Source organism: Amycolatopsis sp. NPDC098790 (genome assembly GCF_044759945.1).
Lineage (GTDB): Bacteria > Actinomycetota > Actinomycetes > Mycobacteriales > Pseudonocardiaceae > Amycolatopsis.
This window is the reverse complement of record NZ_JBIWAI010000006.1, coordinates 668,876-695,284: the sequence shown is the minus strand read 5'-3', so window position 1 is coordinate 695,284 and position 26,409 is coordinate 668,876. Positions and strand designations below refer to the sequence as shown.

General features: G+C 71.0%; 20 protein-coding genes. 5 read left to right on the top strand and 15 right to left on the bottom strand.

The genetic code is table 11. From position 1 onward, the window contains the following. Nucleotides 1-34: 34 nt before the first annotated feature. On the bottom strand, nt 35-625 hold the full coding sequence (locus tag ACIQWX_RS40385) for a TetR/AcrR family transcriptional regulator (RefSeq protein ID WP_400882911.1): 591 nt from the start codon (nt 623-625) through the stop codon (nt 35-37). 98 nt (nt 626-723) lie between these two features. On the opposite strand from ACIQWX_RS40385, the gene ACIQWX_RS40380 reads away from it, so the two are divergent. Beyond that, a complete protein-coding gene (locus ACIQWX_RS40380) occupies nt 724-1,383 on the top strand; it encodes an SDR family NAD(P)-dependent oxidoreductase (protein WP_400882908.1) in 660 nt (219 codons plus the stop codon). A 4-nt stretch (nt 1,384-1,387) separates the two neighbouring features. Here the strand turns inward: ACIQWX_RS40380 and ACIQWX_RS40375 are convergent, their stop codons facing one another. The 5 genes from ACIQWX_RS40375 to ACIQWX_RS40355 are packed head-to-tail and all read right to left on the bottom strand — an operon-like array spanning nt 1,388 to nt 6,335. After that, nucleotides 1,388-3,160, bottom strand: coding sequence for a gamma-glutamyltransferase family protein (locus ACIQWX_RS40375; protein WP_400882905.1), 1,773 nt, complete (start codon nt 3,158-3,160; stop codon nt 1,388-1,390). Nucleotide 3,161: 1 nt separating this feature from the next. Next, a complete protein-coding gene (locus tag ACIQWX_RS40370) occupies nt 3,162-4,031 on the bottom strand; it encodes a PhzF family phenazine biosynthesis protein (RefSeq protein WP_400882902.1) in 870 nt (289 codons plus the stop codon). Between the two features lie 19 nt (nt 4,032-4,050). Then, a complete protein-coding gene (locus tag ACIQWX_RS40365) occupies nt 4,051-4,914 on the bottom strand; it encodes an LLM class flavin-dependent oxidoreductase (protein WP_400882899.1) in 864 nt (287 codons plus the stop codon). A 3-nt stretch (nt 4,915-4,917) separates the two neighbouring features. After that, entirely contained in the window at nt 4,918-5,832 is a 915-nt protein-coding gene (locus ACIQWX_RS40360; protein WP_400882896.1) for a hypothetical protein, read from the bottom strand. Beyond that, complete coding sequence (locus ACIQWX_RS40355; RefSeq protein WP_400882894.1) at nt 5,832-6,335, bottom strand: VOC family protein; 504 nt, start codon at nt 6,333-6,335, stop codon at nt 5,832-5,834. Before ACIQWX_RS40355 ends, ACIQWX_RS40360 begins: the two co-directional genes overlap by 1 nt. 207 nt (nt 6,336-6,542) lie before the next feature. On the opposite strand from ACIQWX_RS40355, the gene ACIQWX_RS40350 reads away from it, so the two are divergent. Then, nucleotides 6,543-7,202: an O-methyltransferase gene (locus ACIQWX_RS40350; RefSeq protein ID WP_400882891.1), complete on the top strand. Its 660-nt coding sequence runs from the start codon at nt 6,543-6,545 to the stop codon at nt 7,200-7,202. A 64-nt stretch (nt 7,203-7,266) separates the two neighbouring features. Here ACIQWX_RS40350 and ACIQWX_RS40345 read toward each other — a convergent pair whose 3' ends face one another. The 9 genes from ACIQWX_RS40345 to ACIQWX_RS40305 form a co-directional block, all read right to left on the bottom strand. Continuing rightward, complete coding sequence (locus tag ACIQWX_RS40345) at nt 7,267-8,784, bottom strand: 4-hydroxyphenylacetate 3-hydroxylase family protein (RefSeq protein WP_400882888.1); 1,518 nt, start codon at nt 8,782-8,784, stop codon at nt 7,267-7,269. Continuing rightward, nucleotides 8,781-9,353: a flavin reductase family protein gene (locus tag ACIQWX_RS40340; protein WP_400882885.1), complete on the bottom strand. Its 573-nt coding sequence runs from the start codon at nt 9,351-9,353 to the stop codon at nt 8,781-8,783. The genes ACIQWX_RS40345 and ACIQWX_RS40340 overlap by 4 nt, the downstream gene beginning before the upstream one ends. Then, complete coding sequence (locus tag ACIQWX_RS40335; RefSeq protein ID WP_400882882.1) at nt 9,350-11,212, bottom strand: anthranilate synthase family protein; 1,863 nt, start codon at nt 11,210-11,212, stop codon at nt 9,350-9,352. The genes ACIQWX_RS40340 and ACIQWX_RS40335 overlap by 4 nt, the downstream gene beginning before the upstream one ends. Next, on the bottom strand, nt 11,209-11,853 hold the full coding sequence (locus ACIQWX_RS40330) for an isochorismatase family protein (RefSeq protein ID WP_400882880.1): 645 nt from the start codon (nt 11,851-11,853) through the stop codon (nt 11,209-11,211). Before ACIQWX_RS40330 ends, ACIQWX_RS40335 begins: the two co-directional genes overlap by 4 nt. Before the next feature lie 19 nt (nt 11,854-11,872). Beyond that, nucleotides 11,873-12,640 carry a 2,3-dihydro-2,3-dihydroxybenzoate dehydrogenase gene (locus ACIQWX_RS40325; RefSeq protein ID WP_400882877.1) on the bottom strand — a complete coding sequence of 256 codons (768 nt, stop codon included), beginning with the start codon at nt 12,638-12,640 and terminating at the stop codon, nt 11,873-11,875. Continuing rightward, complete coding sequence (locus ACIQWX_RS40320) at nt 12,637-13,887, bottom strand: 3-deoxy-7-phosphoheptulonate synthase (RefSeq protein ID WP_400882875.1); 1,251 nt, start codon at nt 13,885-13,887, stop codon at nt 12,637-12,639. The genes ACIQWX_RS40325 and ACIQWX_RS40320 overlap by 4 nt, the downstream gene beginning before the upstream one ends. A gap of 51 nt (nt 13,888-13,938) precedes the next feature. Next, a complete protein-coding gene (locus tag ACIQWX_RS40315) occupies nt 13,939-18,354 on the bottom strand; it encodes an amino acid adenylation domain-containing protein (protein WP_400882872.1) in 4,416 nt (1,471 codons plus the stop codon). 57 nt (nt 18,355-18,411) lie between these two features. Further along, entirely contained in the window at nt 18,412-20,184 is a 1,773-nt protein-coding gene (locus ACIQWX_RS40310; RefSeq protein ID WP_400882869.1) for an amino acid adenylation domain-containing protein, read from the bottom strand. 430 nt (nt 20,185-20,614) lie between these two features. Then, complete coding sequence (locus ACIQWX_RS40305) at nt 20,615-21,097, bottom strand: MarR family winged helix-turn-helix transcriptional regulator (RefSeq protein WP_400882866.1); 483 nt, start codon at nt 21,095-21,097, stop codon at nt 20,615-20,617. A 211-nt stretch (nt 21,098-21,308) separates the two neighbouring features. Between ACIQWX_RS40305 and ACIQWX_RS40300 the strand changes: the two genes are divergently transcribed. The 3 genes from ACIQWX_RS40300 (at nt 21,309) to ACIQWX_RS40290 (ending at nt 26,391) form a co-directional block, all read left to right on the top strand. Beyond that, entirely contained in the window at nt 21,309-23,594 is a 2,286-nt protein-coding gene (locus ACIQWX_RS40300) for an ATP-binding cassette domain-containing protein (RefSeq protein WP_400882864.1), read from the top strand. Between the two features lie 179 nt (nt 23,595-23,773). Beyond that, nucleotides 23,774-24,949 (top strand): LLM class flavin-dependent oxidoreductase, encoded by a 1,176-nt coding sequence (locus ACIQWX_RS40295; protein ID WP_400882861.1) that lies wholly within the window; start codon nt 23,774-23,776, stop codon nt 24,947-24,949. Further along, complete coding sequence (locus tag ACIQWX_RS40290) at nt 24,946-26,391, top strand: flavin monoamine oxidase family protein (protein ID WP_400882858.1); 1,446 nt, start codon at nt 24,946-24,948, stop codon at nt 26,389-26,391. Before ACIQWX_RS40295 ends, ACIQWX_RS40290 begins: the two co-directional genes overlap by 4 nt. Nucleotides 26,392-26,409 lie beyond the last annotated feature (18 nt).

Sequence of the window (26,409 nt, the reverse complement as noted above, 5' to 3'; positions counted from 1 at the left end):
GTGCGGGAACCGAGACGCGGAGGGACCTGCAGTCTCAGTTCGCGGACCGCGGCTTGAGGACGTCCTCCACCAGCGTGCCCACCATGCCCCGCGGAATGCTCGCGCCGGTCAAGGCTGCGTACACCAGCGGCCCCACCAGGGCGTCGAGGGCCGCGTCGGGGCTCAGCCGAGGCGCGATCTCGCCCGCCTCGATCGCCCGGGTCAGCAATGCTCGCTCCTGCTCGCGGCGCGGACCCAGATAACGCTCCTGGAAGCTCTCAGCCGTGGCCGGGTCGTGCTGGGCCTGGGCCAAAAGCGCGAGGAGAACCTTGCCCGCCGGATCGCGAGTCAGGAACCTCGCGAACGCCTGAAGGTAAGCGCGGATACCCGAGACCGTCGCCTTGCCCGCTGGCACCGGGAACTGCCTGGCGCTGTCGTCGATCAGCGTGTCGAGGAGGATGTCGACCTTCGACGGCCACCAGCGGTAGATCGTCTGCTTGGCGACACCCGCGCGGCGCGCGATCGCCTCGACCGTCAGTGCCGCGAAACCGTGTTCGGCGAGCAGGTCGTCCGCGGCGTGCAGCACGGCCAGGCGGGCGGTTTCGTCGCGGCGGTTGCCGGAGCGCGGGCGGGGGCTGTCGGGCATGCGCGCCACCCTACCCGGCCACCGTTGACTGGACGCCGCGTCTTGTCTGGACGCAACGTCGCGTCTAGTCTACGAACAAATCACCCGAAGGAGTTCCTTTGTCCCCTAAGCAAGCCCTTGTCGTCGGCGCCTCTCGCGGTCTCGGGCTCGTCCTCGCCCGTGAGCTGACGAGCCGCGGCTGGCACGTCATCGCGACGACCCGCGGCGACCACCCTGACGACCGGCTCGAGATCGAGTCCCTGGAGATGACGAGCGTCGAGCAGCTGGTCGCGTTGCGCGAACGGCTCGCCGGGCGGCGGCTCGACCTGCTCTTCGTCAACGCCGCCATCGACCGCGGGAACACGCCCATCGGCGACGTCCCCACGGACGTCTTCACCGAGGTCATGGTCACCAACGCGTTGAGCCCGCTGCGGACCGTCGAAATCCTCGGCGACCTCGTCGCACCCCAGGGGACCATCGCGGTGATGTCCTCCGAGCAGGGGAGCATCTCGTTGAACACCGAGGACGGCTACGAGCTGTACAAAGCCAGCAAGGCCGCGCTCAACCAGCTGATGCGCAGCTACGCGACCCGGACGGCCGAGGACGGGCGGACCAAGCTGCTCATCGACCCCGGCCACAACCGGACCCGGCTCGGCGGCCCCGACGCGCCCCTGGACCCCGAGAAAAGCATCCCGGAAGTCGTGGACGTCCTCGAGGCCGCAGCGCACAAGCCCGGACTGCGGTTCCTGGACTGCCACGGCGAGCCCGTGCCGTGGTAGCCGCTCACCGGGCGACGGCGTACGCCTGCTGACCCCGGGGACTCGCGGCGGCCAGGACGAACCCGTCGGCGAAACCCGTCGCGCACACCTTGCCCAGGGACTTCTCCGCCGCCAGTACGACGTCGTGGCCCCGCGCGCGCAGCTCCTCGACCACTTCGGTCGGGCACCCGGACTCGACCACCAGGCGGTTCGGGCGGGCCGAGCGCGGCGCGAACGACGAGGGCACCTGGTCCGTGTGGAACGCCCGTTGCTCGATCGCCGCCTGGGGACGCAGACCGCCGTCGACGTGGCTGACGAAGAAGTTCAGCGTCCACTGGTCCTGCTGGTCGCCGCCCGGGGTGCCGAACGCCAGGTGCGGGCGGCCGTCCTTGGTCACCAGTGTCGGGCTGAGCGTGGTCCGCGGGCGCTTGCCCGGCGCGACCGTGTTCGGGTGTCCGTCGGCCAGCAATGCCATCTGGCCGCGGGTGCCGAGCGGGAACCCGAGCCCGGGGATGACGGGCGAACTCTTCAGCCAGCCGCCGCTCGGCGTCGCCACCACCATGTTGCCGTCGTTGTCCGACGCGCTGATGCAGCACGTGTCGCCCTTGGCCGCGGTCAGCTTCGCCACCGCCGGGATCCCGTCGGCGAGCTGGGCGCGCCAGTCCGGGTCGGCCGGGGCGGGCAGCGGCGGCTCCGGGAACCAGCCGTCCAGCCCCGGGCGCAACGAGCCGCACGCCCGCTCCCCCACCAGCTCCCGACGAGTCGCCGCGTACGCCGGGTCGAGCAACTGACCGAGCGGGACGTCGGAGAACGCCGGGTCGCCGTAGAAGGCCTCCCGGTCGGCGAACGCGAGCTTCGCGCACTCGACGACCGTGTGCAGGTGCTCGGCGCCGCCGTGCTCCATCGCCGCCAGGTCGAAGCCTTCGAGCAGGCCCAGCTGCTGCAGGAACACCGGGCCCTGCGACCACGGGCCCGCCTTGTGGACGGTGTGGCCGCGGTAGTCCGCCGCGAGCGCCGGCTCGACCGTGGGCCGCCAGGACGCCAGGTCGTGGCCGGTCAGCAGGCCGCCGTTGCGGCGGCCGGTGCAGTCCAGGGGCTCGGCCGTGGCCAGGTACTTGTCGATCGCCTCGGCGACGAACCCCTGGTAGAAGACGGCGACGGCCGCGTCGATCCGGTTTTCGCGCCCGCCCGGGGCGGCTTCGGCCTCGGCGAGGATCCGCCGGTAGGTCGCGGCCAGCGGCCGGTTGCGCAGCCGGGCGCCGGCCCGCGGCGGGCGCCCGTCCGGCAGGTAGACCTCGCCGGACGCGGTCCACTCCTCGCGGAACAGCGGTTCCAGCACCTCGATCATGTCGGCGGCCTTGGGCAGCAACGGAAAACCGTCCGACGCGTACGCGATGGCCGGGGCGAGCACGGTGCCGAGGTCGAGCCGGCCGCGGTCGCGCAGCAGCCGCAGCCACGCGCCGAACGCGCCGGGCACGACGGCCGGCAGCAGGCCCGAGCCGGGGATCGCGTCGACGCCGCGGTCGCGGAACGCCTGGGGCGTCGCGGCTTCCGGCATCGGGCCCTGGCCGCAGATGACTTCGACGTCGCCGGTCGCGCCGTCGTGGACGAGGATCGGGACGTCGCCGCCCGGGCCGTTGAGGTGCGGTTCGACGACCTGGATGACCAGCGCCGTCGCAACGGCCGCGTCGAAGGCGTTGCCGCCCAAGTCGAACATCGCGGTGCCGGCGGCCGAAGCCAGCCAGTGCGTGGAGGACACGGCCCCGCGGGTGCCCAGCAGTTCGGGTCGGTCGAGCACGTCAGCTTCCCTTCTCGCGGTCCGGGTCGGCCAGCTCGCCGGCCCCGGCCGGCAGCACCGCACCGGACACCGACGCCGACACCGGCCGGCCGTCGTCGACCCGGACCGAGCAGTACAAAGTGGACGGACGGCCCTGCTCACGGCCCTGGCGCAGTGTGAAGTCGTGCACGCCGTCGCCGGTGAGCCACCCCGCCTCGACGAGCCAGACGCCGAGGCCGAGCGCGGCCGAGGAGCACGCCGGGTCCTCCGGCATGCCGTAGCCGGGCGCGAACAGGCGGCCGTGCGCGGTGCTCGTCACCGGGTCCCAGCTGAACACGAGCAGGTCGGGCAGGCCGGCGGCGGCCATGGCCGCGAAGTCGGGCTCCGCGGCCGCGACGGCGTCCGCACGGACCGGCAGGAAGTGGAACGCCGGGCCGAAGCCGCACGCGGCGGGGCAGGCGCCGCCGGCGGCGGGGGCGGGCAGGCCGGCGGCGCCGAGCAGGGGCCCCGGGTCGAGCGGTTCGCTCGCCAGGGGGTCGTTCGCGGTGATCTTGCCCGCCTCGGCGGTCACGTCCAGGGGCAGCAGCTTCGGCCCGCACTCCTGCACGACCCGCCCGGCGGGCACCAGGCCGAGCCGCGCGAGCGTCACCGCCGTGCCGACGCCGGAATGGCCACCGAACGGCGACTCCGCCTCAGGTGTGAAGACGCGGACACGGTAGTGGGCGCCTGTGCCGGTGGGCGGCAGGACGAACGCCGTCTCGGTGTGGTTGATCTCGCGGGCCAGCGCCTGCATGCCCTCGGTGTCGAGGTCGCCGGCCTTCGGGACGACGCCGAGCGCGCTGCCGGCGTAGACGTGGTCGGCGAACATGTTGACGATCTCGTACGCGGGCATGCTGCTCCTTTCCGGACGGTCAGGCCAGGTTCAGTGAGTCGAGGACGCGCTCATCCCCTTGGTAGGGCTCGGTTTCCCGCGGCCAGTGCACGACCAGGTCGGTGAAGCCGAGGTCGGCGAACGTGCCCGACGCGTCCCGGAAGGACTGCGCGGAGTCCAGCACGCCCCCGACGGTCGCGCCGGTCACCAGCAGCTTCCCGGCCGACGCCGGATCCCGCCCGGACGCGGCGCACGCGTCCTCGAACGCTCGCAACTGGTCCTTCAGCTCCGGCACGACGAGGTCCCAGCGGCGGGCGTCGAACCGGCCCGGCGCGCCCGCGGTGAGCCACGTTTCGCCGTACCGCGCGGCCAGCGCCATTGCCTTGGGACCGGTCGCGGCGACCGCGAACGGCACGTGCGGCCGCTGCACGCAGCCCGGCTCCATCCGCGCGTCCACACAACGGTAGTACTGGCCTTCGTAGGACGTGAGCGGTTGCCGCAGCAGGAGTTCCGTCAGTTCCAGGAACTCCGCGAACCGCGCGGAGCGGCTTCCGGCGGGACCGTCGCCGAAAACGCTTTCGTCGTATCCCCCGGCCCCCGAGCCGACACCGCAGATCAGCCGGCCGCCGGAGATGTCGTCGAGCGTCATCAGTTCCTTGGCGAACGGCACCGGGTGGCGGAACGTCGGTGTCGCGACGAGCGAGCCGAGCCGCATCTTCGACGTGACCCCGGCCGCGGCGGTGAGGGTCGGCAGGCAGCCGAACCAGGTCTCGTCGCGCAGCCAGCGCCACATCAGGTGGTCGTAGGTCCAGGCGTGGTCGAACCCGAGCTCTTCGGCGCGGCGCCAGCGGTCCCGCGCGGCGGACCAGCGCTGCTCGGGCAGCAGGACGATGCCGTGGCGCACGGCTCAGTCCGCCGGCGATCCGGCGGCGCACGCGGCGACGTCGGCGAGCAGGCCGACGAACCCGGCCTCGCAGGAGCGGACCTCGGGACTGGTCAGCTCCGCCGGCGGGTCCTCGGCGTCGGACACGGAGTCGACGCCGTTCTCGGACACGTCCAGCGCCACGGCGTTGAGCCGCCGCAGCAGCTGGGCGACGACGTCCGGCAGCGACGTCGGCGCCCGCAGCGTCATGAAGTAGTTGTCGTAGACGACGCCGAGGACGTCCGGGTGGTGCGTCTCGGTGGCGCCGGCCGAGTCCTGCAGCAGCGACCGTCCACTGGGGACCAGTTTCGCCGCGATGCCGCCGTGGACCCGTTGGTAGAAGCCGACTTCGTCGCGCAGAGCCTTCACCCCGGGCGAGTCGCCGTCCGGCAGGCCCTTGCCGCGGTAGAGGTCGCGGACCGGGGCGAAGTCCGGCGCCCAGGTGCCGCTGAACCCGCGGTGCTGGAGGAACATGCTGGGCCGGATGACCTCGTGGTAGACGTCGATCGGCGTCGAGCTGGTGTAGAGCAGCATCGCGCTGAAGCCGCGGGTGAACAGCGCGGCCGACGCCAGCGCGGCCTCGCGGTCACGCTCGCCGCGGTCGGCTCGCGCCAGTTCGCGCGCCACCAGCTGCCACAGCACGAACGTGATCTGGTGGCCGGTGATCCAGCGGAACCAGTACAGCCGGTCGGACGACTCGACGGGCTCGACCGTCCCCGGTGCGCCGCCACGGGAAAGGTGCTCCAGGTGGGTGCACAGGCCGGCGAAGCGGGAGCACGGCCCATCACCGTCGGGTTCGGTGCCGGCGTCCGGGATGGTCAGCGGTTCGAGACCGTAGGGGAAGTCGCCGAAGTCCCACCCCTCGCGCACGGGGACCCCGGTGAGCACGGGAACGGTCATCACGCGGCCTCCGGAATCCAGGTGAACTCGTATTCCAGGCCGTTCACGTCGAACGCGTAGAAACTCTGCACGCCGTCGGCGTCGGTGACGATCTCCGTCGCCGGTTCGTCGCGGGTGAAATGATATCGGCCGGATTCATACAGTTTTATCCAGTGACGCTGCCACGCGCGCATTTCCGCGGGTGAGCCGACCTCCATGCAGACGTGCTGGAACTGCGCGTCGCCGGGGTCGGGTACTTCGGTTCCCTCGCCGGCGCGCTCGAAGAGGTGGAACCGGGTGCCGCCGGCCCGCAGTTCGACGAGCTTCACGATGCCGGGCAGCCGGCTCGTGGTCAGCTCGGAGAACTCCGCCAGTGACCAGTTTTCCTTGCAGCCGAAGAAGTCCTGGTACCACGAAACGCAGTTGTCCAGGTCGGCGGTCTGGATCCCCAGGTGGTGGAACGTGGCCGCGCGAAGCGGGGCGAGACGCGGCGACTCGAGGGTCGCCACGGCGTGCTCGGTCATGGTCGCCATCCTTCCTTCCGGCGCCGGGTGAACATTCCCAGACGGCGCCTCGAGAGTGGCCTTGATCGATCAGCGGGGGTGGCTGTGAAATCAACCGCCCGATCTCCTTCGAGCCTACATTGGTTGCCGCCGGGAAATCAAGTTGGCGGCAAAAGAATCTCGATTATCCCTATAGCCGAGCGCGATCCTCAAGTACGATCGGAAGACATGAGCGAAGACCAGTGGACGAAAATCGACACCTACACCTCGAGCCTGATGGTGGAGCACGACGCCGCCCTGGACCTCGCGGCCAAGGCGAGTGCCGAGGCCGGGCTGCCGGAGATCGCGGTGGCACCCAACCAGGGCAAGTTCCTCCACCTGCTCGCGCGCACCCACGGCGCGCGCCGGATCCTCGAGATCGGCGCGTTCGGCGGCTACAGCGCGATCTGGCTGGCCCGCGCGCTGCCCGAGGGCGGCACGCTGACCACTTTGGAGGCCGAACCGTCCTTCGCCGCGGTGGCGCGGCGGAACATCGACAACGCGGGGCTGTCCGATGTGGTCGACCTGCGCGTCGGCAAGGCCCTCGACACCCTGCCGGAGCTGGTGGGCGAGCCGTTCGACTTCGTGTTCATCGACGCCGACAAGGCCAACATCCCGGAGTACTTCGGCTGGGCCTTGAAGCTGACCCGCCCGGGCAGCGTGATCGTCGTGGACAACGTGGTGCTCGACGGGCTCGTCGTCGAGGCCGACAGCCCCAACCCCGCGGTCCAGGGCGTGCGGCGGTTCAACCAGCTGGTGGCCGACGAGCCGCGCGTGACCGCGACGACCGTGCAGACCGTCGGCAGCCGGGGCCACGACGGGTTCTGCCTGATGCTCGTCGAAAGCTGACCGACGCACGACCGGAGGGCCTTCCCGCACCGCGGGGAGGCCCTCCGTCCACTCCGGACACACGTCAGAGCCGATCGGGGTTGATCAGGTCCGGGGCGGTCCAGCCGTCGAGGTCGTATTCGGCCAGGCACTGCTCGGCGAACCCCTTGTAGCCGTCCACCTGCCCGGACATCTGCTGCGCGGTGAGCATCTCGATCCGGACGTTCTCGTGGTTGCCCGAGAAGTTCCGCTCGTACAGCTCGTTGCGGCCGGCGAACTCGGTGCCGACGGAGTCCCAAATCAGCTTCATCAGCTTGACCCGCTCGACGGCGTCGTAGCCCGACGATCCCCGCACGTACTTGTCGAGGTACGGCCGCAGCTCCGGGTTCTGGAAGTCGCTGGCGTGCGAGTTGAGGTAGATCAGCGCGCTGCCGAGGTCCTGGTGGATGATCTCGCGGACCCGCGGGTAGCCGATCGTCATGAACCAGCGGTAGGCCATGCCGTAGTCGAGCTTCGGCAGCAGCGCGCCGTCCTTCCACGGGTCCGGGTTCAGCGCCATCGCGTCACTGAGACCCCAGAACATGTTGCGCCACGCGATGACCTCGCCGATCCGGGTCTGGATGCCGCGGAAGTCCTTGGTGCCGGTGACGTCGACGCCCTTGAGCAGCAGCCCGGCCAGGAAGTCGAGCTTGACCGCCAGCCGCGTCACGCCGTGGAACGTCGAGCGGTTCAGGAACCCCGACGCCGACAGGAAAGTCGCCGCCTTGGCCTGGTCGCCGTAGACGAACACGTTCTCCCACGGGATCTTCACCTTGTCGAGCACGAAGATCGTGTCGTTCTCGTCGAGGCGGCTCGACAGCGGGTAGTCGAACGGGCTGCCCATCGTGTCGGCCTGCAGCGCGTAGGACGGCCGGCAGATCAGCTTCAGCCCCGGCGAGTCCATCGGCAGCGTCGCCACCAGCGCGAACTCGCGCTTCTTGACCGGCAGCCCGTAGTGGGCGATGAAGTTGCCGTGCGTCAGCGCGGACCCGGTCGCGACGACCTTGGCGCCGCTGACGACCAGGCCGTCGTCGCGTTCCTCCTCGACGTGCACGAACACGTCCCCGACGTCGTCGGCCGCCTTGTGCCGGTCGACCGGCGGGTTGATGATCGCGTGGTTCCAGAACAGGACCTTCTCCTGCGCCTCGGCGTACCAGCGCCGCGCGTTGCCCTCGAACTCGCCGTAGTAGCCCGGGTCGACGCCCAACGTGGCCAGGAAGCTCGCCTTGTAGTCCGGGCTGCGGCCGAGCCAGCCGTAGCTCATCCGCGCCCATTCGGCGATCGCGTCCCGGTCGCCGAGAAGGTCCTGGGTGGACTTCGGGGCGCGGAAGAACTTGTGCGTGAACCCGCCGCTGCCGGTGTCGGTCGGCGTGGTCAGCACGTCCTTCTTCGCCGGATCGTGCAGCGCGTCGTACAGCCGGGCGGTCATCCTCGCCGTGTTGCGGAACGCCGGGTGCTTGGTCACGTCGTCGACGCGCTCGCCGTACGCCCAGATCTCGCGGTCGTCGCGGATGCTCTCCAGGTACTCGTCCCCGGTCAACGGCCGGGTCGTCGTCTCGCTCACTTGCCTGCCTCCCATCGGTGCGGCGCCGCGAACGGCTGCGGCGCGATCGGGTCGTCCAGCGACCACGACCAGTGCGGTGCTTCGGGTTCTTCGGCCAGGCGCGGGAAGTCGCCGCCGAAGAACAGCAGCGGCCGCCCGCCGGCCAGGTCGAGGCCGGTGACCTCGCCCACGTGCAGCACGTGGTCGCCGCCGTCGTAGGCGCGCCACGGCGTGCACTCGACGTGCCCGACCGTGCCCGCCAGGCGTGGCACCGGCGAATCGAGCTCGGCCCAGGGCACGGCGTCATCGGCCATGGGCTTGCCGGCGAAGTGCAGGGCGACGTCCCGCTGGTCCTCGGCCAGGATGTTGACGACGAACGGGCCGTCGCCGAGGTGGCCGACCGAGCGGCTGCGCCGGTCCAGCGAGACGAGCACGAGCGGCGGGTCGAGCGACACGGACGTGAACGCGTTGACGGTCGCGCCGCGCACCAGCTCGCCGCGGCGGTAGGTCACGACGGTGACGCCGGTGGTGAAGTGGCCGAGGAAGGCCCTCAGCCGGGCGCGGTCGAACGCGGGGGCGGTCGTGGTCATGGGTTTCCTCCTTCGTTCACGGCGTGGTCGACGACGTCGCGCAGGATGGCCGGGCCGTCCTCGGTGAGGAACGACTCGGCGTGGAACTGGATGGTCGCCAGCCGCGGCCCGCGCAGGCCGATGACCTGGTCGTCGAGGCCGCGCACGACCTCGGCCGGCGCCCGGCCGGGCACGTCGACGCGGTCGTCGGCGGTACGCGCGGCGAAGCTGTTGTAGAACCCCACGGCCCGGCGCGCGCCGTCGATCGTCACGTGCGCCTGGCGCCCCTGGTTGGGCCGTGCGAGCCGCCGGACGGGCAGGCCCAGCTCGGCGCAGAGCACCTGGTGACCCAGGCAAACGCCGGCCAGGGGCCGCCCCGAGCGCAGCAGGTCCGCGGCCAGCGCCCGCAGCCGGCCGACCTTCGCACCCTCGACGTCGTTGGGATCGCCGGGCCCCGGGCCGAGCAGCACCAGGTCGTGCTCCGGCAGGTCGCGCGCATCCCACGGCACGGTCGTCACCGCGCAGTTCACCGACTTCAGCTGGTAGGCCAGCATCGAGGTGAACGCGTCTTCGGCGTCGACGACGGTGATCCGCACCCGCGAGCCGCGGCCGGGCCGGGTGCCGTCGAGCCAGAACCGGGACTTCCCGCTGTTGCGGGCTTTCAGCGCTGAACGCACTTCGTCGGACGACGTCGGCGGCGGGGGTGTCGTGGCCTGGCGGGCTTCGCCGGACAACGACTTCAGGACCGCGGACACCTTCGCCGTCGTCTCGGCGGCTTCCGACAGCGGCGCGGACTCGCGCACGATCGTCGATCCGGCCGCCAGCCGGACGTCGCCCTCCGGCGAGATGTCCGCGGTGCGGATGAGGATCGCCGAGTCCAGCGAGCGGCGGCCGTCGTCGTCGCTGCCGACGAGCCCGATGACGCCGCTGTAGTAGCCGCGCCCCTTCGGCTCGTAGCGGCGGATCACCCGGCAGGCGTTGACCAGCGGGCTGCCGGTGACGGTCGGCGCGAGCAGCGTGTGCCGCAGCACCTCGGTCAGCGGCTTGCCGGTCTCGCCTTCGAGCGAGTACTCGGTGTGCGCCAGCCGGGACATGCGCCGCAGCCGCGGCCCGGACACGCGGATGCCGCGGTCGCACAGCTCGGCCATCATCTTGAGTTCTTCGTCGACGACCATGCACAGCTCGTCGGCCTCCTTCTCGTCGTGCAGGAAGTCGAGGAGCCCGCCGGCGTCGGCGCCGCCTTCCGGGTAGCGGTAGGTGCCGCTGATCGGGTTCATCGTGACCGTGCGGTCGAACAGCCGGACGTGCTGCTCCGGCGTGCTGCCCAGCAGGTAGCGCTCGCCGGTGAAGACCAGGAACGTCCAGTACGCGCCGGCTTCCGCGCCGAGCAGGCGCTTGAAGACCGCCCGGGCGACATCGTCGTCGAAGCCCGGGAACCGGCCGCGCAGGCTGCGGGAGAGCACGAAGTTCGCGCCCTCGCCGGCGCCGATCTCGGCGTCGAGGATCCGCTCGACCGTGCGGGCGTACTCGTCGTCGCCGAGGTCGAACGCGCGGTCCTCCAGCGGCGGAGCGCGGTCCGGCAGCGCGGCCAGGGTCTCGGCGACCGTCAGCGTCGTCTGGGCTTCGATGTCCATGACCTGCAGCGGGACCCGGTCGTCCGGGCAGTCGTAGCCGCGCTCGGCGAGCTGCCGGTACGGGAGCAGGACCAGCTTGGTGTGCCGGCCGCGGCCCTCCCACGAACCCTCGTCGAGCGTCAGGTCGGCCAGCCGCTCGGCCGTGCGGACCGGGCCGGAGACGACCTCGACGTGGTCGCCGCGACCGCTGCCGGGCCGGTGCAGGATCGCGTACGGCGACCCCGCGCGGATCGGCAGCGGGCTCACGCGACCACCGCGCCTTCCAGCTGCCCGACCAGCGCCGCCGTCGTGGTGGCGACCGCGCAGTTGCGGGCCGCGTAGTCGACGGCCAGCCGGTGCTCGTCCGGGCCGAAGTCGGCGACCGCGTCCGCGACGAAGAACGTCTCGAGGTCGTGGGTGAACGCCTCGACCGCGGTGATCAGGCAGCCGACGTGGGCGTAGATCCCGCAGACGATCAGCTGGTCGCGCCCGGCCGCGCGCAGCCGGTCGAGCAGGTCGGTGCGGTGGAACGCGCTGTAGCGCCACTTGGTCAGCACGAGGTCCGACGGCGTCGGCGCGAGCTCGTCGATCACCTGCCGGTCGGCCGGGGTGGCCTTCATGCCGGGGCCCCAGATGTCCTGCAGCAGCCCGCGGTCCTCCGGCGTCATCGAACCGGGCTGCGCGGTGTAGTACACCGGGATGCCCAGCCGGTCCGCGGTTTCCCGCGCCTGGACGATGTTGCCGACCAGGGTCCGCCGCAGTGCGCCGTCCTGGGGGTAGAAGCCGACGAAGTAGCGCTGCATGTCGTGGATCAGCAGGGCCGCGCGGCCCGGGTGGGGCCGCCAGCCCGCGGTGCTGACCGGGACGGTCGTCGGCAGGTCGTACGGTTCGATCGTGATGCCGCTCATCAGGCCTCCTTCAGCTCGTTCAGACGGCGCCGAGCGCCGCGCCGCCGTCGACGAGCAGCGTCGCCAGGGTCACGTGCCGGGCTTCGTCGGACAGCAGGAACGCCACGCTGCGGGCGACGTCCTCGGGCGACCCGATGCGCCCGAGCGGGATGCCCAGCCGGAACTGCCCGGGATCGCCGTCCAAAGTGGACTGCGAGCCGGTCTCGTCCGTCCACATGGACCGGAGCATCGGGGTGTCGGTCGAGCCCGGCGCGACGACGTTGCAGCGGACGCCGAGCGGGGCGAGGTCCAGGCCGAGGCTGTGGGTCAGGCTGGTCGCGGCGGCCTTGGACGCGGCGTAGGCGGCCATGTGGCTGCGTGGCACCCCCGCGGCGTTCGACGCCACGGTGACGATCGAGCCGTTCTTCCGCGAAGCCATCCGGCGGGACACCGCCCGGCAGACGTGGAAGACGCCGGTCGCGTTCACCGCGAAGGTCGCGTTCCAGTCCTCGTCGGACAGCTCGGCGACCCGGCCCATCCGCAGCACGCCGGCGACGTTCGCGAGCCCGGAGATCGGCCCGAAGCCGTTCTCGACCCGCTCGACGGCGGCGTCCACCTCCGCGCTGGAGGTGACGTCCACGGTGTAGGTGTAGACGTTGTGGCCGTCGTCCAGCAGCGGCTTCGCGACCAGCGCCAGGGCGGCTTCGTCGCGGTCGAACAGGGCGAGGGTGTGCCCGCGCTCGGCCAGCAGGGTCGCCGTCGCGGCACCGATGCCGCTCGCCGCGCCGGTCACCACGGTCACAGTCATGACGCCAGCTCCGTCCTCAGTTCGGAAGTCGCCTCGGGCTGCCAGTGCGCGGTCAGCGCGACGGCCTGGGTCAGGTTCAGCCGCGGGTCGCACAGCGTCGTGTAGCCGGGCCCGCGCGCCGCCGTGATGCCGGCGCCGTGGCACTCCGAGATCTCGCTCGGGGACGCCTCGACGTGCAGCCCGGCGCACGCACCGCCTTCGACGGTGACGATTCGGACGAACTGGCGCAGCTCGTTCATGATGTCCTCGAGCCAGCGCACCTTGAGCCCGTCGTCGGCGACGACCGTGTTGCCGTGCATGGGATCGCACAGCCACAGCACCGGGTGCCCGGCCGCGCGCACCGCCCGCACCAGCGGCGCGAGCTGCCCGATCCGGGCCGCGCCGAACCGCGGGATCAGCGTGAGCCGTCCGGGGGTGCGGAAGGGGTCGATCCGGCCGCACAGCTCGAGGACGTCTTCGATCGACGCCTTCGCGCTCACCTTCGCCGCCACCGGGTTGACCACAGTGGACAACAGGTGCACGTGGGCGCCGTCCGGGCGCCGGGTCCGCTCGCCGATCCACGGCCAGTGCGTCGACGCGAGGTAGCGGCGGCCGCCCGGCATCCCGCGCACCAGCGGGACTTCGTAGTCCAGTAGCAGCGCCTCGTGACTGGTCCAGATCCGCTCGGCCGGGTCGGCGCCGGAGCCGCGGCCCAGGCGTCCGATCGACGCGCGGACGTCGAGCGCGGCCCGGTGCGCGGCCAGGATCCGGGCCGGGTCGGGGGTGCGGGCTTCGGCCGTCGGCTCGGGGCTGTTGACGATCGGGCCGCGGTAGACCGGCAGCTCCCGGCCGTCGACCTCCTCGACGTTCGCCGAACGCGGCTTGGCGTACTGGCCGGCGATCCGGCCGACCTCCAGGACCGGGCGGCCGGAGCCGACGCGCATCACCTCGGCGAGCGTGTCGAGCATGCCGACCTTGCGGGCGACCGCGCGGACGCCGGTGTCGGCCGGGTCCTCGGCGCAGTCGCCGGCCTGCAGGACGCAGAACTCGCCTTCGGCCGCGCGGGCCAGCAGCGACCGCAACTGCAGTACCTCGGCGGGGCCGACGACGTCTTCGCGCTCGGAGAGGGTGTCGCGGACCTCGGCGAGTTCCGCTTGGTCGGGCCACTGGGGTTGCTGGGCGGCCGGGTAGCCGGTCAGGGTTTCGGCGCCCGGGTCGGGGGTGCCGTGCAGCACCGGCCGGGCTCGTGCGGGCAGCGTCTTCCTCATCGCGCAATCCTTGCTGGAGAGGGAAATCGGGGGGAACGAGGGCGATCGGGCTCAGCCGGTGAATTCGCCCGTTTCACGGAAATAGGAGATCATTTTCGTGAACACGGCCGGGGTGATCTCCGGCCAGCGCAGGCCCAGCCGGGCCAGTTCGTCTCCGGTGCGCTCGTTGGCGTAGACGTTGTCGCCGATGTCGAGCGCGCCTTCCTGGTAGAGCGGGGCCATCGCGGACAACGGGTTGTCGCGGTCGGCGAGCGCCGCCCGCCACTCGCCCACCGGGATCTCCCGCAGCGGGTACCCCAGTTCGCGGATGGCCCGGTAGACGACGTCGAACGTCTTGATGTCCGGGTTGAACAGGTGCCACGTCCGGTTTTCCGCCGGCCGGGCGCGCGACAGCCGGACGAGCGCGCGGCCGACGAAGTCGACCGGCAGCAGGTCGGTGTCGTGTTCCTCGGGCGGCGGGACGACGCCCAGCTCGAGGAAGCTCTTCACCTGGCGCCACAGGAAGTCCTCGGTCTGCAGCGCGCCGGTTTCGCTGTTGCCGGCGATCCGGCCGATGCGGTAGATCGTCACCGGCACCCCGCGCTCGCGGGCCAGCCGCGCGACCTCCTCGGCGACCCACTTGCTCTGCGTGTAGCCGATGGTGAGGTCGTCCGAGTCGTCCGGGACGTCGTCCTCGGTGATCGGCTCGGACCGCGGCTTCGGCGAGAACACCGCCACCGTGGACGTGTAGTGCACCGGCTTGACCGGTCCGGCCGCGGCGAACTCGACGACCCGGGCCAGACCGTCCACATTGGCCTTCTTCACCGACGCGTAGGGCGCGACGAAGTTGATGTGCGCCGCCGTGTGGTGGATCGTGCCGACGCGGTGCACGAGGTCGTCGTAGTCCTCTTCGGACAGTCCCAGGCGGTCGGCGGCGAGGTCGCCGGGCACGGCGGTGACGCGGTCGCGGTCGAGGAATTCGCCGATGCCGTAGCGGTCGGCCGTCTCGGCGATCCGCTGCCACGCGCCTTCGGCGTCGGACGCCCGGACCAGGCAGTGCACCCGGTTCGTCGTCTCGGCCAGCAGCTCGCGCAGCAGGTGGATGCCGAGGAACCCGGTCGCGCCGGTGAGCAGGACGTCCTCGGCGGTGGCCGCGCTCCCGGTGGCGCGGATGTGCTCCGGCAGCTTCACGTCGGCGCGCAGGTCGACGCGGCCGCCGTCGTCGGTCCCGGCGACCAGGGCGTCGATCCGCGCGGCCATCCCGCCGACGGTCGGGTCGTCGAACAGCGTCCGCAGCGGGACGTCGACGGCGAACCGCTTGCGCAGCCGGTACATCAGCTCGGTCGCCAGGATGGAATGCCCGCCGGCGGCGAAGAAGTCCTCGTCGAGGCCGACCTCGCCGGTGCCCAGCAGGTCCGTCCACGCTTCGGCGACGGCCAGCTCGGTCGGCGTCTCCGGCGGCCGGGACGCGCCCGCCGTGCCCGGGTCGAACAGGTCCGGCAGCGCCTTGCGGTCGATCTTGCCGCTGGGCGCGATCGGCAGCGCGCCGAGCCGCACGAAGTGCGACGGCACCAGGTAGTCCGGCAGCGCACCCGAAAGCGCGGCCCGCACCGCGACCGGGTCGATCTCGTCGTCGGTGACGAGGTAGCCGGCCAGCCGCCGGTCCCCCGGACCGAACGCCACCGCGGCGACGGCGGACGCGCGGACGCCGGGCAGCTCGTTGAGCGCCGCCTCGACCTCGGCCGGTTCGACGCGGTAGCCGCGGATCTTGATCTGGGTGTCGGCGCGCCCGAGGTAGTCGAACTCGCCGTCGCGGTCGTAGCGGACCAGGTCGCCGGTCCGGTAGAGCCGCCCGAACGGCGTCTCCACGAACCGGTCGCGGGTCTGCTCGGGCAGGCCGTGGTAGCCGGGCGAAAGCAGGTCGCCGCCGAGGTAGAGCTCCCCCGGCACGCCGGGCGGGACGAGCCGGCCGCCGTCGTCGAGGGCCAGCATCGACAGGCCTCCGATCGGGCCGCCGATCGACGGGGCCTCCGGCCAGCCGGCCGGGTCCCCGGTCAGCTCGTGCGCGGACGCCAGGTGCGTCTCGGACGGGCCGTACATGTTGAGGAACCGGATCTCCGGGCGGCGGGCGAAGAACTCGCGGATCTGCGGGGTGATCACCAGCTGCTCGCCGACGGACGCGACCTCCACCAGGTCCGGGAACGGCTTGTCCTCGGCGACGGCGGCCAGCTGTTGCACGGCCACGTACGGCAGGTAGGTCCGCGAAATGTGCCGCTCGCGCAGGAAGCCGGTCAGCCGGTGCAGGTCCTTCTGCAGGTCTTCGTCGATCAGCACGAGCGTGCCGCCCGAGCAGAGCGTCCCCAGGATCTCCATCACGGAGACATCGAAGGAGAGTGTCATGTACTGCAGCGTCCGGCCGGTCGCGCCGATCGGCGACGTTCGGCGCATGTACTCGACGAGGTTGGTGACCGTCGCTTCGGTGAGCACGACACCCTTGGGGCGCCCGGTGGACCCGGACGTGTAGATGACGTAGATCTCGTCGTCGCCGCTCTTCAGCCGCCCCAGATCGGTCTCGTCGCCGGCTTCCGGCTCCACCGACTCCAGGACCAGCGCGACGCCGGAGTCGGCCAGCATGTACTCGATCCGCTCGGCCGGGTAGGACGGGTCGACCGGCACGTACGCGGCCCCCGCCTTCAGCACACCCAGCAGCGCGACGATCATTTCGGGCGACCGCGGCACGTGGATGCCGACGCGGTCGCCGCGTCCGACGCCCTTCGCCCGCAGGTCACGGGCCAGGCGGTTGGCGCGGCCGTTCAGCTCGCGGTAGGTCAGCACGCGGTCGCCGTGCTCCAGCGCGGGCGCGTCCGGGGTGACCGCGGCCTGCGTCTCGAACAGCTCGGCGACCGGGCGGCGGGTGGTGTCCTCCGGCGGCGGCGCGCACCAGGCCAGGACCTCCTGCTCCTGCTCTTCCGACAGCAGCCCCAGGTCGCCGACCGTCCCGTCCGGGTTGTCGGCGAGGGCGTCGAGCAGCCGGACGTACCGGTCGCCGAACGCCTCGACGGTCTCGCGGTCGAACAACGCCGTGTCGTACTCGAACACCCCGCGCAGCGCGGTCCCGTCCTGCTCGACGATCAGCGAAAGGTCGTACTTCGAGCTGCGGCTGACGTACAGGTCGAGGTCGGCGTCCAGGCCGAGCCGGTCCAGGGCCGCCCAGTCGGAGTCCGGGAGCACGAACATGGTCTGGAACACCGGCGCGTGGCTCGGGCTGCGCGGCGGGTTGACGCGCTCGATGACCTTCTCGAACGGCGCGTCCTTGTGCCGCAACGCTTCGGTGACCTCGGTGCCCGCCTGCGCGTACAGCTCGCGCAGCGGCAGGTCGGCGCGCACGGTGTGGCGGAAGACGACCATGTTGACGAAGTAGCCGAGCATGTCCGCCGTCTCCGGCAGGTCCCGCAAGGAGACCGGGCTGCCGACGAGGAGGTCGTCCTGGCGCGTGTGCAGGTGGAGGAACGCGGCATAGGCGGCCTCCAGCAGCATGAACAGCGTGACGCCCTCGTCCGCGGCGAGCCGGCGCACCCGGTCGGTCAGCTCCGGCGGGAGGTCGAACCGGACGATGTCGCCGCGGTGCGACTGCTCCTGCGGCCGCGGCCGGTCGGCGGGCAGGTCCAGCAGGGGCAGCGGCCCGGCGAGCCGGGTCTCCCAGTGCGCGAGCAGCTCTTCCAGGCGGTCGCCGCGGACGGTTTCCCGTTGCCGGCGGGCGAAGTCGCGGTACTGCGGGCGGGGTTCGCCTTCGTCGTAGGCGTCCCCGGCGAGCGCGGCGTGGTAGCGGGTGAACCACTCGGTGAGGAACACCCCGGCCGAAGCCGCGTCGAAGACGATGTGGTGGATGACGCACACGACGTGCGCCGGCCCGTCGGGCTCGACCGCGCAGACGACCTTGACCAGCGGCCCGCCGGCGAGGTCGAACTCGGTGTCGACCACCTCGGCGACGACGTCGTCCAGCGGCCGCGTGGCGCTCAGCTCGACCGTCGAGAAGTCGCACACGGGCTCGGCGCCGACGTGCTGCTGGACATCGCTGTCCTCGGCGGTGAACGTGGTGCGCAGGATTTCGTGGCGCGTCAGCAGCGCGCGGAGGCTGTCGTGCAGCACGCCGGTGTCGAGCGGGGTCTTGACGGTGAACACGAACGGTGCGTTGTAGGCCGCCGGGCGGGGCGAGTACTGGTCGATGAACCAGATGCCGCGCTGGCCGTAGGACGCCGGGGCGGGCCCGTCCGCCGCGGTCGCGGTCAGCCCGGGCGGGCCGCCCCGCAGGTCGTCGATGTGCCGGGCCAGGTCGGCGGGATCATCGTGGCGCCGGACGTCCTCGGCCCCCAGGGTGACCCCCAGCAGCGCACTGAGCAGCCCGGCGAACTGCTCGTGGCCCGCCGCACCGTCGGCGGTGACGCCGGAGCGGGTCCGGCGGATCACCGACTCGAGTGGGTTTTCCATGGTGTCAGTACCTCTCCGATCATCGCGGCCCCCCGTGCGTCGGTTCGGTCTGCCGGCTCAGCGCGCGGGGGCGCCCGCGCGCAGCGACTCGATGTGCTCGGCCAGCCCGCGGACGGTGCCGTGCCGGAACACGTCTTCGGGGCGCACTTCGACCGCGAAGACCGACTGCAGCCCGGAAGCGAACTTCACGAAGTGCAGGGAATTGCCGCCGTGCCCGACGAACGGGTCCGTGGCGGAGTAGTCGTCGGTGCCGATGGTGTCCCGCCACATCTGCAGGATGACCGTTTCGAGGGGGCTCGTCATGGGCTGCTCCTTTTCTTCACGGGACCGGGCGCGCGGGTCGTGCAACGCGGCCCGGTCGATCTTTCCGTTGAGGTTCGCCGGCATCGCGTCGAGGCGGTGGAAGTCCGACGGGATCATGTACTCCGGCAGCGAGTCGGCGAGCTGCGCGATCAGTTCGCCGGCGCCGATCCCCTGCCCGCTCCAGGTGGTGTAGAACGCGACGAGGCTCTTTTCGTTGGCCTCGTTGCCGAACGCCTTGACGACGGCGTGCTCGACGTCGTCGAACGACTTCAGGGCCAGCTCGACCGCGCTGGTCTCGACGCGGAACCCGCGGATCTTGACCAGGCTGTCCCCCCGGCCGACGAGCACGACGTCGCCGTCGGGCGTCAGCCGGGCCAGGTCGCCGGTGCGGTAGCGCGTGCCGCCGTTGACGAACTTCTCCGCCTGGACCTCCGGCAGGTCCAGGTAGCCGTTGGCGACGCCGAGGCCGCCGATGACCAGCTCGCCGACGTCGCCGGGCGGGCACGGCCTGGCGTCCTGGTCGAGCACGTCCATGGTGACGCCGGCCAGGGGCTTGCCGACCGGCACCCGGTCGAGGTCGCGGACCTCGGGCGTGATCGGGTACAGCGACGAGATGGCCGAGTTTTCGGTGCAGCCGTAGCCGTTGAAGATCGCGGCGGTGGTGTGCTCCGCGGCGGTCGCCAGGTGCGCCGGCGACGGGAAGTCGCCGCTCACCATGATCACGCGCAGTTCGCGCAGGACGTCCAGTTCGTTGTCCACCAAGAGGTTGAACAGTCCACAAGGCAGGCTCAGCACGCTGACCCCGCGCTTCGTGATGACGTCCCGAAGATCGGACAGCGAAGGCAGACCGGGCGGCAGCAGGACGAGCTCGGCGCCGTTGAGCAGGCTCAGCCAGAACTCGTTGCTCGAAGCGGCGAAGGAGAACGCGGCCAGCTGGACCAGGCAGTCGTCCGGGGTGATGGTCAGCTTCGGGTCGGCGACCGCCAGCCGGGCGAGGCCGCGGTGGGCCAGCCGGACGCCCTTGGGCCGCCCGGTGGACCCGGAGGTGAACAGGACGAACGCGTCGTCGCCGCCGGCCGGGGCCGCGGGGAGGTTGCCGTCCTCCTGTGAAGCGCTTTCCCCTGCCAGCTCCTCGACGTGCGCCTGCCGGACCGGGAGGTCCGCTTCGGCCAGCGACGGTTGTCCCTGGTGGACGACCGTCCGCAGGCCGGTCGCCTCGACGATGTGGCGGATCATCCGGGCCGGGTAGGCCGGGTTGAGCGGGACGACGCACCCGCCGGCCTTGAGGACCGCGAGCAGCGTGACCACCAGGTCGGTCGAGCGGTCCAGGTAGAGGCCCGCCGGTGCGCCGTCGCGGACCTGCATCATGCGCAGCGTCCGGGCGAGCCGGTTGGCGCGGGCGTTCAAGTCCGAATAGGACACTTCGGGGCCGTCGCCGCTCAGCGCGGTCCGATGTGGATGGTCGGCCGCGGCGCGCTCGAACAGCCTCGGGAGCACGAGATCGGCCGGATTTCCGTCCACGGGCATGGGATCCCCCTGTCCGGTTTGCACCGCACGCACGGCGGCAGCAATGATCAATTCAGGCGAGATGATTTCTATTCAGCAACCAGTATGCAAAGCGCCCCAGTAGCTGTCAACCCGCCGGTAAATCGTCGAATGCTCAAATAACCGAGGGTCGCGTTTATCGGCTGAAATCGATTACCTGAGAAAGTGGTGAATAGTCGTGAATTCGCGCGCGTACGGTACCGGCGGCGATCGGCGCCGCAACCCGGGCGCGGGGATCCGATGTGGATTGACGGCAGTCAGGGGTGCGGACTGCTCCGATCGGCGGAGAGCCGCCTGGGAACGGCCGGCGTGCACGCCGGGTGACATCGCGGCGGCCGCGTTTGGGCGCGCGGGTACCCGGGCACCCGCAACACGGCGTGCACGACTGGGGGCCAGGCGTGACCAGCGCGGCTCAGACGTCGCGGAGCGGGAAAGGCTGGGGTGTGGAGTGCAGCGAGTCGGCGACCTTCCGGCAGAGCTCGGCGAACAGGCTCGCCTCGCCCGCGGTGAGCGCCGCGCCGGCGACCTTCGCGGTCTCCCGGCGGCCCTGAGCTGCGCGCATGAGGAACTCTTCGCCCTCTTCGGTCAGCGACGTGGTCTGCTCGCGCCGGTCGGTGCCGCGCGAGGTCTGCTCGATGAGGAACTGGTCCTTGAGCACGCGCAGCAGCTTGGACGTGCTCTGCCGCGAGATGCCGAGGGACTCCCCGATCGCCGAGGGCGTCATCGGGCCGTGGATGCGCAGCGTCTCCAGCACGTCGTACTGGGGCCAGGTGACCTTCTCCGGCGTCGCGCGCGTGCGCCGCGCCACCAGCACGCACTGCAGGTAGGAGAGCGCGTTCTCCAGTTCGCCGGGACGGCCCGGCGGGGCGGTCGGGGAACCGTGGAACTTCGTCATTGCCCACCTCAGCTTTCGAGGGAAAGCGCACCGCAGTCGGAAGATCAGAGGATATCACTTCCCGTTCGCCCGCAGGTCACCCTCGCGGCACAACGCTCCTCGCGCGGCCGCGAAGGCCTCAGGCTGGTAAAGTGATTGCCTGACGGAAACCAATCGTCCGATCGACCCCGGCGCCGCACCCGTGCCGCCCCGGGACGAGGAGGCGCAGGTCATGGCGAACGGGCAGACCCGCCGCACCGGCGGCCACATCGTGCTCGAGGGTGCGTGCGAGAACAACCTGAAGAACGTCTCGCTCTGCATCCCCAAGGGCGAGATCACCGTGTTCACCGGCGTGTCGGGCTCGGGCAAGTCGTCGATCGTGTTCGACACGATCGCGGTCGAGTCGCAGCGGCAGCTCAGCGAGACGTTCAGCTGGTTCATCCGCAACCGGCTGCCCAAGCACGAGCGGCCGCGCGCGGAGCGGATGAGCAACCTGTCCACGGCGATCGTGGTGGACCAGAAGCCGATCGGCGGCAACGCCCGCTCGACCGTCGGCACGATGAGCGAGATCCACGCGATGCTGCGCGTGCTGTTCTCCCGGTACGGCAAGCCGAGCGCGGGGTCGTCGAACCTGTACTCGTTCAACGACCCGCAGGGCATGTGCGAGGAGTGCCAGGGCCTGGGCCGCACCACGAAGCTCGACCTGGACCTGCTGATCGACTACGACAAGACGCTCAACGAGGGCGCGCTGGACTCGCCGCTGTTCGCGATCGGCAGCTACATGTGGCAGCTCTACGCCCAATCCGGGTTGTTCGACCCGGACAAGCCGCTCAAGAAGTTCACGAAGAAGGAATGGGACCTGCTGCTGCACGGCGGCGGGTTCCGGGTGGACCGCTCGGGCAAGCGGCAGAACTACTCGAACGAATACGAGGGCGTCGTCGTCAAGCTGACCCGCCGCTACCTGAAGAACGGCCTCGACACGCTGAAGGAGCGCGACCGCCGCGAGGTGGAGAAGATCGTGGCGGAGGGCCCGTGTGCGGTCTGCAAGGGCGGCCGGCTGAACAAGGCCGCGCTGGCGTCGAAGATCCACGGCAAGAACATCGCCGACCACTGCGCGATGGAGGTCAGCGAGCTGATCGCCGAGCTGAAGTCGCTCGACGTCCCGGCGGCGAAGTCGGTGCTGGCCGGCGCGCTGGCGGCGCTCGAGCGCGTCGAAGCGATCGGGCTGGGGTACCTGAGCCTCGACCGCGAGACGTCGACGCTCTCCGGCGGTGAAGGCCAGCGGCTCAAGACGGTCAAGCACCTCGGCAGCAGCCTCACCGACCTGACGTACGTCTTCGACGAGCCGAGCGTCGGGTTGCACCCGCGGGACGTGCACCGGCTCAACGAGCTGCTGTGCGAGCTGCGGGACAAGGGCAACACGGTGCTGGTCGTCGAGCACGACCGGGACGTCATCGCCATCGCCGACCACGTCGTCGACATGGGTCCCGGCGCGGGCACGCACGGCGGCGAGGTCGTCTTCGAAGGCACGGTCAAGCAGCTGCGGCGCTCCTCGACGCTCACCGGCAAGTGCCTGACGCACATCCCGGGGCTCAAGGAGGAGTTCCGCGAACCGACCGGGCAGCTGCCGATCGAGAAGGCGGATCTGCACAACCTGCACGACGTGACGGTCGACGTGCCGACCGGCGTGCTCACCGTGGTGACCGGGGTGGCGGGCTCGGGCAAGAGCACCCTCGTCTCGGGGGCCCTGCGGAAGCAGCACCCGGACGCCGTGCTGATCGACCAGTCGGCGATCGGGGTGTCGACGCGCTCGACGCCGGCGACCTACCTGGACGTCATGGACGTCATCCGGAAGCTGTTCGCCGAAGCCAACAACGCGCAGCCGGGGCTGTTCAGCTTCAACTCCGAAGGCGGCTGCCCGGAGTGCAAGGGCCGCGGCGTGATCGAGACGGACCTGGCCTACATGGACCCGGTGACGACGATCTGCGAAGCGTGCGACGGGCAGCGTTACCGGCCCGAGGTGCTGGACAAGACGGTGCGGGGCAAGAACATCGTCGACGTCCTCGCCCTGACCGTCGAAGAGGCGCTGGGCTACTTCTCCGAAGAGGCGATCACGAAGAAGCTGGACCTGCTGGCCGAGGTCGGCCTGTCGTACCTGACGCTGGGGCAGCCGCTGTCGACGTTGTCCGGCGGCGAGCGGCAGCGGGTCAAGCTCGCGCACCGGCTGCGCGAGACCGGCAACGTCTACCTGTTCGACGAACCGACCACCGGCCTGCACATGGCCGACATCGGGCACCTGCTGGACCTGCTGGACCGCTTGGTGGACGGCGGCAACACGGTGGTGGTGATCGAGCACGACCTCGACGTCGTGAAGCACGCCGACTGGGTGATCGACCTGGGCCCGGAGGCCGGCCGCCACGGCGGGCGCGTGCTGTTCGAGGGGACGCCGGAGAAGCTGTTGAAGGACAAGAAGTCCTACACGGCCGAGTACTTGCGCGCGGACTTGAAGAACGCTTAGCGGGCACTCACGAGCCGGGGGCGGCGAGCCTGATGATTTCCCGTCGTATTCGTTGACTGTCCACATCGGACTCGCTAATTCGCGGATTTTACTTGATCCACAAGGGAAGCGGTTGACATCTCACCCGATAGCGTGATTACCATGGTTGCCAGAAAGCAACCATCGGATAGGAGATGCGCATGTCCCGTGGCACGACCAAGGACCGCCTCCCCGACGGGCAGCTGCGATTCGGCTTCATGTGGCTCAGCTCGCCGACGCCCACCGCGACGTCCAAAGCGGTCGCCGACCGCAACCCGGACTCGCTCGACCCGGCCACCCAGATGGACCTGGCCCGCCGCGTCGAAGACATCGGCATGGACTACGTCTTCTTCGCCGACGGCTACATCACCCACGGCGAGAACAGCGCCCGCATCGGGCACGCCCAGCCGCACATCTCGGCGCCGATCTACGCGCCCGTCGTGATGGCCGCGACGCAGCACATCGGCGTCGTCACCACCATGCACACCCGGTACCTCTCCCCCGGCGTCATCGCCCGCCTCGGCGCGAACCTGGACGCGCTCAGCGGCGGCCGCTGGGGCTGGAACATCGTGCCCGGGTGGAAAACGCCGGAGGCCGAGCTGCTCGGCGCGCCCACCGACACCGACCACGACCTCCGGTACAAGATCACCACCGAGGCCGTCGAAGCCGTCAAGACGCTGTGGGCTTCGCGCGGGGAGCACGTCGAGTTCCACGGCGAGTACCACGACCTGCGCGGCAGCCTGATCGGCCCGCACATCGAGCAGCAGCCGTGGCCGTGCCTGTTCAACGCCGGCGTCTCGGCCGCGGGTCAGCAGCTGATCGCCGAGACCTGCGACTTCGCGTTCACGCCGCTGCCCGACGACTACTCGAAGGTCCGCAAGACGGTCGACTCGCTGGCCGAGCGGACCGAGGCCGCCGGCCGGGATCCCCTCGACGTCAACATGGCCGGTGCCGTCGGCGTGCTGCTCGGCAAGACCGACACCGAGGCCCAGGAGAAGTTCTCGTGGGTGCGCGACTCGCTCGACATGGGCGCCGCCCGCGACATCGCGACCGAGCTGATGGGCGGCAGCGAGACCTACCAGGAGAACTACGAAGGCGAGTTCGACGACATCGCCCGGACGCTCGGCCTGGCGTGCGGCAGCAAGGTGCTGGTCGGGTCGCCGGAGACGGTCGCCGGGCAGTTGCTGGACCTGCACCGCGAGACCGGCGTGCGCGGGTTCATGTTCCTGCCGGTGATGTACGAAGCCGAGCAGATCGAGCTGATGGGCGAGGTCTTCCCGTACCTGGAGAAGGCGAACGTCTGGACGCCGCCCGCGGAGCGCGGCTGGAGCTGGTGACGGTGCCCGCCCTCACCCCGGCCGACCTGCGCCGGCACCTCGGGAACGACCTGCGCGGCCTGCGCCCGCCCCGGACGGCGATCGTCGTCGGGGCGGGGCTGGCCGGCCTCGCCGCCGCCCACGAGCTGCACCGGGCCGGCTGCGAAGTCACCGTCCTGGAAGCCACCGAACGCCCCGGCGGCCGGGCCCGCACGCTGCGGCAGCCGTTCGCGGACGGCCTGCGCGTCGAGGCCGGCGCGATGACCGTGACCCCGGAATGCCACTACGTCACCCACTACCGGGAGCGGCTGGGCGTCGGGCTGGACCGGTCGGACCTGCTCGACCAGGACTTCTCCTACTTCGTCGACGGCAAGTTCGTCCGCCCGGACGCGGATTCCCTCACCACGGCCGAGCTGCCACTGGCCGAGCACGAGCGCGGACTGGGCGTACCCGAGCTGATCGCCCGGTACGTCACGGCGGCGGCCGAGGAGCTGGGCGCCGACCTGACCGCACCTCATTGGGCGCCGTCGGCGGCACTCGAAGAACTCGACCAGTCCTCTGTGGACGAAGTGCTGCGCGCTCGCGGGGCTTCGCAGACGGCGATCGACCTGATGGAACCGATGTTCCTGGAAATGCGCGGCGGCGACCTGCTTTCGGCCTCGGCGTTGTCGTGGCTGCGTCATGAAAGCGGTTACCGCTCGCTGCTGACGTCCACCGAGGGCTGGGGGAAGATCGGCGGCGGCACCGACGAGCTGCCCCGCGCGTTCGCCCACGAGCTGCGCGACCGCATCCGCTACCGCGCGCCGGTCGTGCGGCTCGACCAGGACGACGATTCGGCCACGGTCACCTACCTCGACCACGGCCGGCTGGCGCGGCTCAGCGCCGACCGGGTCGTCGTCACGGTGCCGTTCAGCGCGATCCGCCACGTCGACGTCAGCCACGCGCGGCTGACGGCCGCCAAGATCGAGGCGATGCGCAAGCTGCGGTACGCGTCGATCGTCCGGGTCTACCTGCAGGTGCGCGAGCAGTTCTGGAAGGGGCACAACGTCTCGGTGTCGACGGACCTGCCGATCCGCTGGGTCCGCGACGCGACGGCGAACCAGCCCGGCCCGAGGCGGATCCTGGAGGTCCTGATGACGGGCTGGCGCGCCCGCGCGGTCGCGGCGATGACCGGCGAGGAGCGCGTCCGGTTCGTGCTGGACCACGTGGACACGATGTTCCCGGGCGCGCACGAGCAGTTCGAACTGGGGGTTTCGGTGGCGTGGGACCACGAGCCGTGGATCGAAGGGTCGTACGTCCTGCCCGAACGCGGTCACAGCAGGCTGATGCCGGCGATCCGGGCACCGGAGAACCGCATCCACTTCGCGGGTGAGCACACGAGTTTCGAACCGAATGGGGGCTCGATGAACTACGCGCTCGAATCGGGCGTCCGCGCTTTCGTCGAACTGAGCACGGCGGGCTGAATTCCGGCAGTCACCGGA

What these genes read in the sequence shown, in the direction of transcription:
- ACIQWX_RS40305 (WP_400882866.1), bottom strand. Translation starts at nt 21,097, where the DNA reads ATGACGAAGTTCCACGGTTCCCCGACCGCCCCGCCGGGCCGTCCCGGC.
- ACIQWX_RS40340 (WP_400882885.1), bottom strand. Translation starts at nt 9,353, where the DNA reads ATGACCACGACCGCCCCCGCGTTCGACCGCGCCCGGCTGAGGGCCTTC.
- ACIQWX_RS40315 (WP_400882872.1), bottom strand. Translation starts at nt 18,354, where the DNA reads ATGGAAAACCCACTCGAGTCGGTGATCCGCCGGACCCGCTCCGGCGTC.
- ACIQWX_RS40350 (WP_400882891.1), top strand. Translation starts at nt 6,543, where the DNA reads ATGAGCGAAGACCAGTGGACGAAAATCGACACCTACACCTCGAGCCTG.
- ACIQWX_RS40355 (WP_400882894.1), bottom strand. Translation starts at nt 6,335, where the DNA reads ATGACCGAGCACGCCGTGGCGACCCTCGAGTCGCCGCGTCTCGCCCCG.
- ACIQWX_RS40370 (WP_400882902.1), bottom strand. Translation starts at nt 4,031, where the DNA reads ATGCCCGCGTACGAGATCGTCAACATGTTCGCCGACCACGTCTACGCC.
- ACIQWX_RS40310 (WP_400882869.1), bottom strand. Translation starts at nt 20,184, where the DNA reads ATGCCCGTGGACGGAAATCCGGCCGATCTCGTGCTCCCGAGGCTGTTC.
- ACIQWX_RS40300 (WP_400882864.1), top strand. Translation starts at nt 21,309, where the DNA reads ATGGCGAACGGGCAGACCCGCCGCACCGGCGGCCACATCGTGCTCGAG.
- ACIQWX_RS40320 (WP_400882875.1), bottom strand. Translation starts at nt 13,887, where the DNA reads ATGAGGAAGACGCTGCCCGCACGAGCCCGGCCGGTGCTGCACGGCACC.
- ACIQWX_RS40295 (WP_400882861.1), top strand. Translation starts at nt 23,774, where the DNA reads ATGTCCCGTGGCACGACCAAGGACCGCCTCCCCGACGGGCAGCTGCGA.
- ACIQWX_RS40385 (WP_400882911.1), bottom strand. Translation starts at nt 625, where the DNA reads ATGCCCGACAGCCCCCGCCCGCGCTCCGGCAACCGCCGCGACGAAACC.
- ACIQWX_RS40325 (WP_400882877.1), bottom strand. Translation starts at nt 12,640, where the DNA reads ATGACTGTGACCGTGGTGACCGGCGCGGCGAGCGGCATCGGTGCCGCG.
- ACIQWX_RS40360 (WP_400882896.1), bottom strand. Translation starts at nt 5,832, where the DNA reads ATGACCGTTCCCGTGCTCACCGGGGTCCCCGTGCGCGAGGGGTGGGAC.
- ACIQWX_RS40330 (WP_400882880.1), bottom strand. Translation starts at nt 11,853, where the DNA reads ATGAGCGGCATCACGATCGAACCGTACGACCTGCCGACGACCGTCCCG.